Annotated in this window: 12 protein-coding genes; 3 read left to right on the top strand and 9 right to left on the bottom strand. The window is 36.6% G+C overall.

The window, feature by feature from the left end:
- Positions 1-24 precede the first annotated feature (24 nt).
- Together BUB90_RS10330 and BUB90_RS10325 are read left to right on the top strand one after the other, a co-directional pair.
- Positions 25-909 carry a DMT family transporter gene (locus BUB90_RS10330; protein ID WP_073287188.1) on the top strand — a complete coding sequence of 295 codons (885 nt, stop codon included), beginning with the start codon at positions 25-27 and terminating at the stop codon, positions 907-909.
- 136 nt (positions 910-1,045) lie between these two features.
- Positions 1,046-1,342: a hypothetical protein gene (locus tag BUB90_RS10325; RefSeq protein WP_073287185.1), complete on the top strand. Its 297-nt coding sequence runs from the start codon at positions 1,046-1,048 to the stop codon at positions 1,340-1,342.
- Between the two features lie 173 nt (positions 1,343-1,515).
- Here BUB90_RS10325 and nspC read toward each other — a convergent pair whose 3' ends face one another.
- From nspC to speD, 6 genes are all read right to left on the bottom strand, one after another.
- Positions 1,516-2,724, bottom strand: a complete 1,209-nt coding sequence (gene nspC, locus BUB90_RS10320; RefSeq protein WP_084139191.1) for a carboxynorspermidine decarboxylase — start codon at positions 2,722-2,724, stop codon at positions 1,516-1,518.
- 301 nt (positions 2,725-3,025) lie between these two features.
- Positions 3,026-4,225: a saccharopine dehydrogenase family protein gene (locus BUB90_RS10315; protein WP_073287182.1), complete on the bottom strand. Its 1,200-nt coding sequence runs from the start codon at positions 4,223-4,225 to the stop codon at positions 3,026-3,028.
- A 191-nt stretch (positions 4,226-4,416) separates the two neighbouring features.
- Positions 4,417-4,665: a TIGR04076 family protein gene (locus BUB90_RS10310; RefSeq protein ID WP_073287179.1), complete on the bottom strand. Its 249-nt coding sequence runs from the start codon at positions 4,663-4,665 to the stop codon at positions 4,417-4,419.
- Positions 4,662-5,516, bottom strand: a complete 855-nt coding sequence (gene speE / locus BUB90_RS10305) for a polyamine aminopropyltransferase (protein WP_073287484.1) — start codon at positions 5,514-5,516, stop codon at positions 4,662-4,664. The genes BUB90_RS10310 and speE overlap by 4 nt, the downstream gene beginning before the upstream one ends.
- A gap of 120 nt (positions 5,517-5,636) precedes the next feature.
- Positions 5,637-7,091: an aminotransferase class I/II-fold pyridoxal phosphate-dependent enzyme gene (locus BUB90_RS10300; protein ID WP_073287176.1), complete on the bottom strand. Its 1,455-nt coding sequence runs from the start codon at positions 7,089-7,091 to the stop codon at positions 5,637-5,639.
- Positions 7,092-7,100: 9 nt separating this feature from the next.
- The gene (speD, locus tag BUB90_RS10295) at positions 7,101-7,904 is read right to left on the bottom strand and encodes an adenosylmethionine decarboxylase (protein WP_334292892.1); all 804 of its coding nucleotides are present in this window, start codon (positions 7,902-7,904) and stop codon (positions 7,101-7,103) included.
- Between the two features lie 487 nt (positions 7,905-8,391).
- On the opposite strand from speD, the gene BUB90_RS10290 reads away from it, so the two are divergent.
- Positions 8,392-10,380 (top strand): S9 family peptidase, encoded by a 1,989-nt coding sequence (locus BUB90_RS10290; RefSeq protein WP_073287170.1) that lies wholly within the window; start codon positions 8,392-8,394, stop codon positions 10,378-10,380.
- A gap of 177 nt (positions 10,381-10,557) precedes the next feature.
- Here the strand turns inward: BUB90_RS10290 and BUB90_RS10285 are convergent, their stop codons facing one another.
- From BUB90_RS10285 to BUB90_RS10275, 3 genes are read right to left on the bottom strand one after another with little or no spacing between them, the layout of a single operon-like run.
- Complete coding sequence (locus BUB90_RS10285; protein WP_139241742.1) at positions 10,558-11,166, bottom strand: hypothetical protein; 609 nt, start codon at positions 11,164-11,166, stop codon at positions 10,558-10,560.
- Positions 11,075-12,412 carry a glycosyltransferase gene (locus tag BUB90_RS10280; protein WP_073287167.1) on the bottom strand — a complete coding sequence of 446 codons (1,338 nt, stop codon included), beginning with the start codon at positions 12,410-12,412 and terminating at the stop codon, positions 11,075-11,077. Before BUB90_RS10280 ends, BUB90_RS10285 begins: the two co-directional genes overlap by 92 nt.
- Positions 12,413-12,434: 22 nt before the next feature.
- The gene (locus tag BUB90_RS10275) at positions 12,435-12,944 is read right to left on the bottom strand and encodes a DedA family protein (protein WP_073287162.1); all 510 of its coding nucleotides are present in this window, start codon (positions 12,942-12,944) and stop codon (positions 12,435-12,437) included.
- Positions 12,945-13,107 lie beyond the last annotated feature (163 nt).

Below are 13,107 nucleotides of genomic sequence, written 5' to 3'. Positions count from 1 at the left end.
ACAAAAAGACAAAGGATGTGCACTATGAAAATAAAAAACATTTCTCTACTAGCAAGATTAGCTCTTTTTATGGCCGCTATAATATGGGGTAGTTCTTTTATTATTGTAAAAAACACGGTAGACGTACTTCCACCTAATATGCTCTTAGCTGTACGGTTTTTCCTTGCTTGCTTATTGTTAAGTGTAATCTATCACAAAAGACTTCACTTAATTAATAGGGACTACTTAGTATCAGGTGCTATTATCGGTTTCTTCTTATTCATTGCATACTGTTCCCAAACAATCGGTATAACGAATACCACTCCGGGTAAAAATGCTTTCTTAACTGCAATCTATTGTGTTGTCGTTCCATTCCTATATTGGTTTGTTAACCATACGCGCCCAGACCGATATAATTTCCTTGCTGCTTTACTTTGCTTTGCAGGAATTGGATTTGTATCATTAACACAAAACCTTACAATCGGAACTGGTGATTTACTCACCCTACTCGGCGGTTTCTTCTTCGCTATACATATGGTTGCCGTTGCCAAACTAACCCAAGGTAGAGATGCTATTCTTTTAACGATTTTGCAATTTGGTTTCGCAGCCATCTTCTCCTTGGTTGTTACTCTCCTCTTCGAGACTGCTCCTAAGATATCGGATATTCCGGCAGGTTCAATTATTGGAATCTTATACTTAGTTTGCTTTGCAACTGCAGCCGCACTGTTATTACAAAATGTCGGTCAAAAATACACCCCTCCATCATCAGCTTCCTTAATTCTAAGCTTGGAATCTGTATTCGGAGTATTATTCTCTGTATTATTCTTTGGTGATAAACTTACTGTACGACTTGTAATAGGATTTATATTGATATTCATCTCCATTGTTGTTTCCGAAACCAAATTATCCTTCTTAAAAAAGAAGGGTTAATAAATCAAAGTAGGCAATTGAAGGAATGAGCTAAAACACAAATATATTGTCGACATTAGGTTCTACTGTCCCATTGTTATACATTATGAATTCATGTATAATATATATCAAATAGCAGTAGAAAGGACGTGAGTTTATGAAGTATCTACGGACTCGTTTACCTGTAGAAGCAGTCCAATATGAACTGAATCAAGGTATCGAAGATGGATTTGAATTATGGAGCAAAATGGTCGTTAACGGTTGGATAAAGACCGATAATCTAGTTTCGTTAACTCGTAAAGACGGTACTGTCGTATGTCCATATATTGATACACGACGCGGTCGTTCTTTTATCAAGAATGGTGATTATATTATTACAGAAGCTGCTGGTGATAGAATCGTATGCGGAGAAGATAAATTCTTTGAGCGTTATGATGTAATTGAAGATCAATAGGCATATGAACAAAAGAAAGCATACTCAACATACTCACGATTTTTCTATGTATTAAACAAAGGAGCTATTACCAAACTAACAATGAGTTAGCTTGGTAGTAGCTCCTTCCTATTAAATCAAATCTAATCCATTGCAAAACGCTTTGTAATGGTGAGAAACTAAAAATCCCCCGCCTATGATAACCTTCCCTTAAAGTCCTCGTAACCAAAGGTTTTAATAACTTCTATTCCTCTTTCTCTGCTATACAATACAATTGAAGGCAAATTAATGCCATTGAACGTATTATTTTTAACCATGGAATAGTGGGACATATCGCAGAACAAAAGCCTATCCCCCTTATGCAAGGGCTCATCAAAAGAATAATCTCCAATTACATCTCCTGACAGACATGTTGAGCTAGACAAACGATACGTATATTTTAATTTTCTAGGTTCGTCTGCACCTATAATTTGTGGACGGTATGGCATCTCTAGTACATCGGGCATATGGCACGCTGCTGAGGTATCTAGCAATGCGATATCCATTCCATTCTGTACAAAATCAAGTACTTTCGTAACCAATACTCCTGTATCAATTCCAACCGCTTCTCCAGGTTCAAGATATACTTCTACTCCATACGTTTCTTTCGTATGTACAATCAGTTTCTCTAATAACTGGATATTATAATCCTGTTTTGTAATATGATGCCCACCACCGAAATTAATCCATCTTAGCCGCCTCATATACGGCGAGAACTTCTCTTCCACGGCCTTAAGAACACGCTCTAATACCTCAGAGCCCTGTTCACACATCGCATGGAAATGAAATCCCTCTAACCCTTCTAGCGCATCTGGATTTTTCTCAACTTCTTCTTCTAATCGCTTAAGGGTAACACCAAATCTAGAATATTCAAAACATGGATTGTATAAATCAACACCCACTTCAGAATATTCCGGGTTAATTCGCAGTCCGCATGATACGTGTTTATCCACAGCCTTTACTCGATTTTTGAAAGTTGTCCACTGTTCAATAGAGTTAAACACAATATGATCGCTGATACTTAGGATCTCATCAAATTCTTCCTCCTTGTAAGCAGGAGAATAGATGTGAACTTCTTTACCAAACTCTTCTCTTCCAAGCTTAGCTTCGAATAATCCACTTGCCGTCGTACCACTTAGATACTTGGCTAATAACGGGTATACCGAAAACATAGAGAAAGCTTTCTGCGCCAATAGTATCTTACAACCTGTTCTCTTAATAACCCCCTCTAGAATCTGAGCATTACGCTCAACAAGTTCTTCAAACACAACATAAGAAGGAGTTGGAAACTGTTTAATGATATCTAAAGGAATCTCTATTCCCTCATAAATTACAACATCTCTTTCTTTAATAAATTGATTCATGAAATCCTCTTTCTTATCTCTCTCTATATATAATAATTACATCCATTATATGAGAACCTATATTACCTTCTAAAAAGGTCATAGTCCTAAGAAGTCGCTTCCCAAACATCTATAAATCCCATATTATTCACTACACGAGTAAACAGCAGAACTCTTAAAACGTAACACTGGTTTCTTAACTGACATATGATATCTAAGAAATGATAGCGTAGTACTTAGGTACGTAGCATGTTTCGTGATATCATATGTTAGCTTAAGAAACCTTGTTGCACCTATAAAGAGTTTTGCGTCCCCCCGCTCATTAGTCCACAAGTGTTGGGTTAAAATCTTCTATCCAAGGAAGTCCATATTCATTCAAGGCTTCCATGAATGGATCTGGATCAAATTCCTCAACGTTGAATACACCTGGTCTCTTCCATTTACCGGTCATAACCATAGCAGCACCGATCATTGCTGGAACACCTGTTGTATAGGAGATGGCTTGTGAACCAACTTCTTTGTAACATTCCTGATGATCACATACATTATAAACATAGTAAGTCTTCTCTTGTCCATCTTTCATACCTTTGAAGATACAACCGATGTTGGTTTTACCAACTGTTCTTGGTCCTAATGATGCAGGGTCTGGTAAAACTGCTTTTAAGAATTGTAATGGAACAATCTTCTTGCCTTCGAAATCAATTGGTTCGATTGAAGTCATTCCTACATTCTCAAGGCACTTAAGGTGTGTTAAGTAGCTTTGTCCGAAAGTCATAAAGAAACGAATTCTCTTAATTCCCTTAATATTAATTCCTAAAGACTCTAATTCTTCATGATGAAGAAGGTACATGTCCTTCTCACCAACTTGGTCAAAATTATACACTCTCTTGATTTCCATTGGCTCTGTCTCAACCCATTCACCATTCTCCCAGTAACTACCCTTAGCAGATACTTCACGAATGTTGATTTCAGGATTGAAGTTTGTTGCGAATGGATAACCATGATCTCCACCATTACAGTCAAGGATATCGATTTCATGAATTTCATCAAAATAATGTTTCATCGCATACGCAGAGAATACACCAGTTACACCTGGGTCAAAGCCACAACCAAGTAAAGCTGTAATTCCTGCTTTTTCAAAACGTTCTCTATAGTCCCATTGCCACTTGTATTCAAATTTGGCTGTATCTAATGGCTCATAATTTGCAGTATCCATATAATCTACTTTAGTAGCTAAACATGCATCCATAATTGTAAGATCTTGATATGGAAGTGCTACATTAATTACAAGATCAGGTTTTACTTCGTTAATTAATGCTACTAATTCTTCTACATTATCCGCATCAACCTGTGCCGTTGTAATTTTTGTCTTTCCACCATCTAATTTTTCCTTTAACGCATCGCACTTTGATTTTGTTCTACTTGCGATACAGATTTCTTCGAATACCTCTGAATTTTGGCAACATTTATGTACTACTACGCTGGCAACTCCACCAGCACCGATGATTAACGCTTTTCCCATATTTATAATCGGAACACACTACCTTAAGCGATTATCCCACGCTGATAATCACTTATGTGGTTCCTTCCTCCTTTTCTAATGGTATTATTTATTGTTATTATTTATTGTTATTATTTTTCTTTTACATATTTAAACTTTGCACATTTTAGAGTAGATTACTACATTCATATAAAGCTATCTGAATCCCGTATCTATTCAATTACCTCACAGTGAATACAAACTCTTCCTTCATCTGGGCATTTTGCTTCAAACATTCTTCTACGCTCTGTCCCATAATCAAGTGTTGCACCATTCTTAAGCGCATATAACGATGGATATATATTGTTCCATAATTCATGACAAATTGGAGGACACAAATCATCCACGATAAATATATCCCCTTTCTTCAGGTATCCACCTCTACACCTGCTTTCAGTTACAGAAATCTTTACTTTACTCATAAACTACTTTCCTCAAGTAATTCCATCACATAGTTTGGTAATGCGAATGCACCAAGATGTAAATTAGTATTATAATACTTTGTCTTAAGACCTAACCCATTCCACTTCTCAGCATTCAGGTCCTTAGTTGGCGATAACCCTTTTGAAGCAAAACCGAATAGCCAATGGCCCGATGGATACGTTGGTATATGCATCTGATAAACCGTACTTATAGGGAATGCAGATTTGATATGCTTATGCGCACGCTGCATTGCTTTCAAATCATTCTCATAATAAGGACTTTCATGTTGATTGATTAAAATTCCTCTCTCTGTTAGAGCTTTAAAGCAATTTCCGTAGAATTCCTTTGTAAAGAGACCTTCTCCCGGTCCAAAAGGATCTGTAGAATCTACAATGATTAAATCATATTCATTCACTGGCTTTCTTACGAACTTCAAGCCATCTTCATAATGAATGTGAACTCTCTCATCCTCTAATTTACATGCAGTTTGTGGCAGATATTCTTTACATACGGCAACTACTTCTCTATCAATCTCAACCATATCGATACGTTCTACCTTCTCATATCTGGTTAATTCACGTATGGTTCCACCATCTCCTGCACCAATTACTAATACCTTCTTAATATCTGGATTTACTGCCATTGGTACATGTGTAATCATCTCATGATAGATGAATTCATCTTTCTCCGTAACCATAAGAAACCCATCTAATGTTAGTACTTTACCGAATTCCTTTGTTTCGAATACATCGATTCTTTGAAAGTCTCCTTGTCTACTAACAAGCTGCTTATCTACCTTAATGGAGAATCGGACATTCTTTGTATGTTCCTCTGTAAACCATAGTTCCATTAACGTCATTCCTTCCTCTTATTCACAATTAATAATTGCGAAATTCTTTGAGGATACTGAGAATTTCGCAATTACATAGGTCAGCTTATCAAATCGAATTGCCTTCCTTACTATCAGTTCCTAACTTTTTGTAACTACGTTTATATTCTCAATCTTCATATCTTGTGTACCCGTCATAAAACAACCTTTTTCCTTCGCATACAGGATATAATTCACGATATCTTCTGTAATTCTTTCGCCTGGTGCTAAGATTGGGATTCCCGGTGGATAACACATTACAAACTCTCCACAGATTTCACCAGCACTTTCTATGATTGGAACAGAGTGTTTCTCTCCATAGAATGCTTGTTGTGGAGCCATAACCACATCTGGGTTAATATATTCATGGTCAAATAGACCCGTTTTATCCTTTTCATATAGTCTCTTAATCTCAGATAAAGCAGAAATCAATCGTTCTATTTCTAGATTACGATCTCCCGCTGAAACTATTGCTAGGATGTTTCCAATATCTCCGAATTCAATTTGAATATCGTATTCGTCACGAAGTAAATCATACACTTCGATACCAGCAAGTCCAACCGCTCTTGTATGAATGGACAATTTCGTTTTATCAAAAGCATATACTGCATCCCCGTCAGCAAGTTCCTCGGCGAATGCATAATATCCACCTAATTTATTAATCTCGTCTCTAGCATATTGTGCAAACTCTACGGTCTTACGAAACATCTCCTTGCCGTTCATACTAAGGTTCTTCCTTGCTATATCAAGAGAAGACATCAAAAGATAAGAACCGCTTGTAGTCTGCGTAAGATTAATAACTTGTCTTACATAATCAGCATTCATGCTCTTATTGCATAATAAAATAGAGCTCTGCGTAAGAGAACCCCCTGTTTTATGCATACTAACAGCAGCCATGTCAGCACCTGCTGCCATAGCCGAAACTGGCATGTCTTCACCAAAGTAAAAATGTGTTCCATGGGCTTCATCAACTAATACAAGCATATTATGTTCATGCGCCAAGGCAACAATTTGCCCAAGATCAGAACAGATGCCATAATAGGTTGGATTGTTAACTAGAATTGCTTTCGCCTCTGGGTTACTATTAATAGCCTCTTCTACGTCCTTCACCGACATACCAAGAGGTATTCCAAGTTCCTTGTTAATACCTGGATTAATGTAGATTGGTAATGCTCCACATACAACTAATGCGTTAATCGCACTACGATGTACGTTCCTAGGCATAATAATCTTGTCGCCTGCCTTACAAGTGGACATAACCATCGCTTGCACTGCAGCCGTTGTTCCGTTCACGATAAAGAATGCCTCATCTGCACCAAATGCTTCCGCTGCTAATTCTTGTGCTTCCTTTATAACCGATACCGGATGGCACAGATTATCAAGCGGTTTCATTGAATTGACATCAAGGCGAAGACAAGTCTCTCCAAGGAAATGTTTTAACTCCTTGTTTCCTCGTCCCCCCTTATGTCCAGGTACGTCAAAATGGGCAATCCTTTTGGAATCATGTTGTTTTAGAGCCTCATATAAAGGCATACGTTCTTGTGATAGTCTTTCCATGATTTCCTCCTAGTAGATATTCATACCGCTAAAAATCTCAATCATTTCCTTACGTAGACTGTCAGATATGGCAAGTCTTTGTTTTGGTGGAAGTTCATAAGCATCTTGATTGAATAGATAGTTCTGCAATTCAATCTCTTTAATTAGCATCTTTGTATGAAAAATATTAGACTGATATACATTCACATCGATGGCATCATAACGCCCAAGCGTCTTCTCATCAATGTAGTTTTGTATTGAAGTAATATCATGGTCAATAAAAAACTTCTTACCTTCAACATCGCGCGTAAAACCACGTACTCGGTAATCAATGGTTATGATATCCGAGTCAAAGCTTGAAATCAGGTAATCTAAAGCGTTTAGTGGCGATACTTCACCACACGTAGATACATCAATATCTACACGAAAAGTGGAAATTGCATTATCCGGATGATATTCAGGAAAGGTATGTACCGTTACATGACTCTTATCAAGATGAGCATGTACCATGTCACGTTTTTCCGTTACATATTTGCCTAAATTACAGGATTCATCAATGTTCTCCGTTGCGAGTGAATCTTCTGCAATAAGTATATTTACACTCGCTCCTTGTGGTTCATAATCCTGCTTAGAGATATTAAGTATATGTGCACCAATCATATTGGTTACCTCACATAATATCTTCGTCAATCTGTCCGAGTTATATTGCTCGTCAATATATCTGATATAATCTTTTTGCTCTCGCTCACTTTTTGCATAGCAAACATCATAGATGTTGAAGCTAAGTGTTTTTGTGAGGTTGTTAAAGCCATACAGTGTCAGCTTTTTTTCCAACCCTAACATCACAACCTTTCTTATATGATTCGATAACTATTCAGGTATCCCGTTCTTTAGTAAGGTTCCAGAATAGTTATAATTTTGCTTAATTCCTATCTAAACATATGATAACTAAGCGCAATTATGCTCTAAATAACATGCCCTTATATGTAATATCTCAAATAGCATCTTTTGTATAATTCTCACGTTATTAGTAGCTTTCACTAGCTTACCATGTTTTGATATAAATTACAATTGAAGAAATTAGAAATTATTATTGGACAAGATAATCAAAAATATGACTACTATCGCTTTGATAACAAGCTTATTAGTTGTCCAAAGTAGCACATCAACTATAAGAATACACAAAAATATAGTAATATCCCTCATGGTTATTTTATGAAGTTTACATTATAATAAACTCATATTAATTACAATCGCAATTACCATCGAGGTAGGGTGGCATCTGCATCAACCTACCACTACAAGAAAGGATGATATTTCTATGAAACAATTACAAAGAAATGATTTTTTTAAATACCGATTTTTATCTGGAATAGCAAGCTCACCAGGTGAAAAAGCTACTGCTATTACAGTCTCTACTTGTAATCCAGAAGACAATTGTTATAACAGTAATATATGGGTAAAAGAGCAAGGTGGCTTTCTCCAATTAACCGCGTTAGAGAAAGAGCGCTCTTTTATCTGGAAAGATGATGAAACCATTCTTTTTCCTTCCGTAAGAAGCGAAGCAGACAAGAAACGTGTTGCTGCTATGGAAGAATTCACACCGATCTATGAAATTAATATTCACGGTGGAGAAGCTAAGAAATCCTTCGAATTACCGTTTTCAGCCCAAAAACTACAATTAATAAAAAAAGATCTATATCTTGTAACAGGATCTATTGATTGTACATATCCAGATTACTACCTTTTGAGTAAAGAGGATAAAGAAGCGGTCGCAAAGTCAAGAGAAAAAGAAGTGGATTACGAGGTATTAGATGAACTTCCATTCTGGTTTAATGGCGGCGGGTTTATTAATAAAACCCGTACCAGACTATTCCTATATAATGCTGAGACAAACAGATGCAAAGCCATTACCTCACCTACTCTTGATGTATCCCAGGCAATTATAGATGGTAACATGATTTATTACACTGGTGCTAACTATACCAAAAAACGTGAAGTATATGATTGCCTCTACCGTTATAACATAGTAACAAAAGAAACAACTCCTCTATATGAAGGAACGGAGTATTCTATCAATCATATAGAAGCATTTGATGATAGTATTGTGCTCTTCGCTTCCAAAGGTGATCGCTATGGTGTCAATGAGAATACTGACTTTTATCTAATTAATAAGCAAACCCTTGAGATGACGTTTCTGACAGAGAATGAAGAAAGCACACATTCATCCGTTGGAAGTGATTGCCGCTACGGTAGTTCCTCTTCCATGAAGATGTATAATAACGTACTATATTTTGTTACTACTAGAAGAAATGCTTCTCACATCTATTCCCTAACGAAGGACGGTGTGGTTACGCCTATTCTTACCAAAGAAGGTTCTGTAGATGGTTTTACAATCGCAGGCGATACCATTATCTGCATCGGTATGTATGATAATAAACTACAAGAATGTTATACTTGCAACCTAAGTGGTGAAGCTCTTACACAAGTTAGTACTTTTAATTCTGACGTGTTATCTGATGTATACGTTGCAACACCAGAGAAAATCACAATCACATCTGGTGACCTTGACATCGATGGTTGGGTTCTACAACCATATGGATATGATCCTAGTAAAACTTACCCTGCAATACTTGATATACACGGTGGCCCAAAGACAGTTTATGGAGAGGTATTCTATCATGAGATGCAATACTGGGCGAACGAAGGATACTTTGTATTCTTCTGTAATCCAAAGGGTTCTGATGGCCGTGGTCGTGATTTTGCAGATATTCGAGGTAAATACGGTACTGTTGATTACCAGAATATCATGGATTTCACCGATGCGGTATTAGAGAGATATCCGCAGATTAATCCAAGCCGCATTGGTGTTACCGGCGGTTCCTATGGTGGATTTATGACAAACTGGATTATCGGACATACGAATCGTTTTGCATGCGCCGCTTCTCAGCGTTCGATTTCAAACTGGATTTCCTTCTATGGAACGTCTGATATCGGATATTATTTTGCAGAAGATCAGAATGCCTCTAACATCTATGAAACACAAGAGAAATTATGGTGGCACTCTCCTCTTCGATATGCAAATCAAGTAACTACGCCGACACTATTCGTCCACTCTAATGAGGACTACCGCTGCCCAATGTCTGAAGGTATGCAGATGTATACCGCTCTCATGGACCGCGGTATTGATGCAAGACTCTGTTACTTCAAGGGTGAAAACCATGAATTAAGTCGTTCTGGAAAACCACTTCATAGAGAACGCCGATTAAAAGAAATTACAAAGTGGATGGATAAATACCTAAAAAAATAATATGATACTAGAAACCCAAGGTCATGGATTTCATGCTTACATGAAAAAACATGACCTTGGGAACTCAATACATGAGAAAGTAGCCCTAGCAGGGCGGATTTCGAATGATTTTAGGATTGTGAGAGCACAAAGAGCGTAACATAACATATTTTTCAGACACAATGCACTGCATCTAATTTAAAATTCTTGAAGTAGATTTTTATATTCTTTCAAGTTCTTCTTTGTGATCATTCCTAAATCGTTAACCCTGATTGTTATCTTCGTAAACGGAAGAGGTATCTTGTACTGATCCCATCGATTTTTCATAGATATACAATGGCTATAGTTAAACTGTAAAAATACCATCTCTTTTTTCGCTTTTTCTGCCAGAAAGAATACCAATTTCTTAGGTTCATGATAAGGACCTAAAGGACCATCTAACGAAGTCGCGAACGTACCTTCTTCATTCTTCGCATATTCGATTATCTCTCTATATACTTCCTTCATACCAAAACCATCATGTGCTCGTAACACATTTCCATGATAACTAGCTAGCATTCGTTCAATATAATCTCCGCGACGATCGGCCGTTACAAGAACCGTAACCTTATTATGTCTCCTCCCCATATGGCGCATAAGTAATTGACTTGAATAACTATCTCCATGCCAATAACCTGCTATCTTGTCACCAACCATTTTCTCTTCTCCATCAAGTCTAATAATGCATGTTCTGGCTATTAGTTCTAGATAGATATAGGATAGAGTTGCGAGACTTTGCTCTTGTAATTCCCTTAATCTTCTTGCCAACTTCACTTGTAACCTCCTTGTTGTTAATTATGTCATTGTAATACGCGGCTGCTTGATTAGCTATTTGAACCATACTGTAGTCTCTTGCTGTTACACTTGCACGACAGCGTAATCTTTCTCCTAATTGCTGATTAGTTAATATCAAATTAATCTTTTCTGTCCATTCAGCGACTGACTCTTCTGTCATAAAACCATTCTCACCATTACAAACTACATCCTCCACACCACTTGCCTTAATAGCAACAACAGGCAAGCTTGCTGCCATAGCTTCTAGTAAGACAATACCTTGTGTTTCTGATTTTGACGCAAATACGAATGCATTACAAGCTCTGTAATAGTTTGTTATCTCATCTTGTTGTAACGTTCCTAGAAAACTAATTTCATCTTCTAGATCTAATTCCCAAACCATTTCCTCAAGCTTTTCTCTTTCCGTACCATCCCCTATTAACAACAAACGAAATGTGCTACCCAACCTTTTCTTTAACTCGGATATTCCTTTAATAATAAATTCAATATTTTTTTCTTTTTCTAGTCTAGCTACCGAACAGAGTAGATATTTCTTATTACCTATATACTGTTCTCTTATCTTGTTGGATTCTTCATCATTGTTTCTATATGCCTCTTCGTCAAGCCCTGTCGGTAGAATATTCATCTTGCTCTTAATCTGCTGTGATGCCAAAATCTCTTTCATATTATTGGTAGGTACAATAACTCGATCACAGTGATTCATAAATACACGGTTATGGAATGGTACAAACTTATCCTTTCCAAGATGGATCAGTTTCTCCTCTGCTGTTTTTAATAAACGATGGTTCTCTCCCTCATACTTGTTAACTAATCTACTATAACTCTTGATGTGATGAAGATATTCTTCATATCTGGTATGGTAAGTATATACAACTGGTACTTTGTACTTATGTCCTAGATAGATTGCTGTGTATCCAATTAAAAATGGATGATGTACATGAATAACATCAAAATCTCCTTTTCGAAATTCTTTCTCTATAATCGGATCCAAACAATTACCAATAATCATTCCATCTCCAATCGTTCTTTTTAGTGATTTATATCTTACGATATCTTTTTCTACTAAATCTTGTTTGCTGTCCATATGACCTTCATAGTCTGGTGCAAAGATTGTAACTTGGTGCCCAATCCTTCTTAATCCCTTAGCAAGACGTTCAATTGATATTGGCACTCCTCCTATAAATGGTGCATAATTATTAGTAAAAATTGCTATCTTCATATTCTTTTCTTCCCCCTTATTCTTAACTTAATATACCAATGACCTGTTCACCAAAAAAGTATCCGGCTCCAATAAACACCCCGTTCCATATAAGAATTCCAAGACCAGAATAAACAGTGAACTGAAAGAAGTTCATCTTAATAATTCCTGCTGGAAAGGATATCAACGTTCTCACTACAGGAAGTAGTTTACTAATAAATATATATAAATTACCTCTATTCTCAATCTTCTCAATTAACCTCTTAATCTTTATCTCCTGTTTCGGAAATCTCTTATAGTATTTGGGAAGAAGTACATTTCCTCCGAACCTTCCAATCAAATATAACATCCAACTTCCGCATAAACCTGCGAACAAACTAATTACCATCGTTGTTACAATGCCAACCTCCCCTTTAGAGGCCCATATACCGGCTAGAGGCATAATAATACCAGCTGGAAATCCTGGCAAATTCAAATACTCACAAAAAACAATTAAAAATATAATAAGTACGCCGTACGAATTAAAAAACTCTGTTAATGTCGTTATATCCATAGTAATTTACTTTACTCCTTCTCTCTCAATCTTCCACCATCCTACCAATTAGTTCTGAATCTAAACGACATAAAAATCATAAGAATTTCTAAAGAATTTATAAAAGAATAAAAAATAAGCATTACTTAATAAGTCTTGAACAAAAAAAGATTGTTGTAAAACT

This window comes from Anaerosporobacter mobilis DSM 15930 (assembly GCF_900142955.1).
In the GTDB taxonomy this organism is placed as follows: Bacteria; Bacillota; Clostridia; order Lachnospirales; family Lachnospiraceae; genus Anaerosporobacter; species Anaerosporobacter mobilis.
This window is presented reverse-complemented; position numbering and strand designations above follow the sequence as displayed.

Coding starts and splice junctions, on each gene's coding strand:
- BUB90_RS10280 (WP_073287167.1), bottom strand. CDS start 12,412: ATGAAGATAGCAATTTTTACTAATAATTATGCACCATTTATAGGAGGA.
- BUB90_RS10275 (WP_073287162.1), bottom strand. CDS start 12,944: ATGGATATAACGACATTAACAGAGTTTTTTAATTCGTACGGCGTACTT.
- BUB90_RS10330 (WP_073287188.1), top strand. CDS start 25: ATGAAAATAAAAAACATTTCTCTACTAGCAAGATTAGCTCTTTTTATG.
- BUB90_RS10315 (WP_073287182.1), bottom strand. CDS start 4,225: ATGGGAAAAGCGTTAATCATCGGTGCTGGTGGAGTTGCCAGCGTAGTA.
- speE (WP_073287484.1), bottom strand. CDS start 5,516: ATGGAACTATGGTTTACAGAGGAACATACAAAGAATGTCCGATTCTCC.
- BUB90_RS10300 (WP_073287176.1), bottom strand. CDS start 7,091: ATGGAAAGACTATCACAAGAACGTATGCCTTTATATGAGGCTCTAAAA.
- BUB90_RS10325 (WP_073287185.1), top strand. CDS start 1,046: ATGAAGTATCTACGGACTCGTTTACCTGTAGAAGCAGTCCAATATGAA.
- BUB90_RS10290 (WP_073287170.1), top strand. CDS start 8,392: ATGAAACAATTACAAAGAAATGATTTTTTTAAATACCGATTTTTATCT.
- nspC (WP_084139191.1), bottom strand. CDS start 2,724: ATGAATCAATTTATTAAAGAAAGAGATGTTGTAATTTATGAGGGAATA.
- BUB90_RS10310 (WP_073287179.1), bottom strand. CDS start 4,665: ATGAGTAAAGTAAAGATTTCTGTAACTGAAAGCAGGTGTAGAGGTGGA.